Annotated in this window: 2 protein-coding genes; one reads left to right on the top strand and one right to left on the bottom strand. The window is 64.8% G+C overall.

Features of this window, described 5'->3' with window-relative positions; genetic code table 11:
* On the bottom strand, positions 1–241 hold a 241-nt coding region (locus tag ACYVDE_RS25680), incomplete at its 3' end, for a hypothetical protein (protein ID WP_460504334.1).
* 123 nt (positions 242–364) lie between these two features.
* Here ACYVDE_RS25680 and ACYVDE_RS25675 point away from each other — a divergent pair.
* Positions 365–580 (top strand): hypothetical protein (locus tag ACYVDE_RS25675; protein WP_460504333.1); only part of this gene is annotated, 216 nt, incomplete at its 3' end.

Here is a 580-nt window from a genome sequence, read left to right as displayed (position 1 = left end):
GGGTGAGCGTGGCGCCGAGGGCCACGATGGTGAGCAGCGAAAGTAGCCCGGCAACATCGGTGGCGGCGGGGCGGCGCTGGCGCACCGCCCAGAAAGTCAGCGCGATACTTATAGCGGCCAGGGGCACGGTGGCGGGCCACAACTCGGGCCAGGCGGCGCCCAGGTAGAGGTAGCCGACGATGCCAAGAATCAGCGCCGGGGTGTAGCGCACGAAGGGGAAACTGGCCCAGGTAATCATCACTGCGGTAGAAAGACGGAAGAGTATTGCGCTGGCAATGTATACGTTCGCACCGAACTAGCCAAGCTTACGCCCAGGTACTTTCTCGCTGCCGTACCTTGGGGCTCCGAAAACTCTGCTTGCGTTATGCTTTCCTTTCTGCGCCGCCTCAAGCTCAGCTACGCCGCCTACAACGTGTTTCAGCGCCGCCGGCTGGCCCACAACCTGCCCATCTATCAGCGGCTGGGCCTGCGCAAAAACTACTTCTCCCCCATCAGCAGCCGCGACTTTGCCGGCCTGTCTGCCACAGCCGGCCTGCCGCCGGTGGCATCGCTGGCCGAGCGGCTGGCCACCACGCCGGCC

It is taken from the genome of Hymenobacter agri (genome assembly GCF_054778495.1).
The sequence above is the reverse complement of the archived record's forward strand: the minus strand, read 5'-3'. Positions and strand labels throughout refer to the sequence as shown.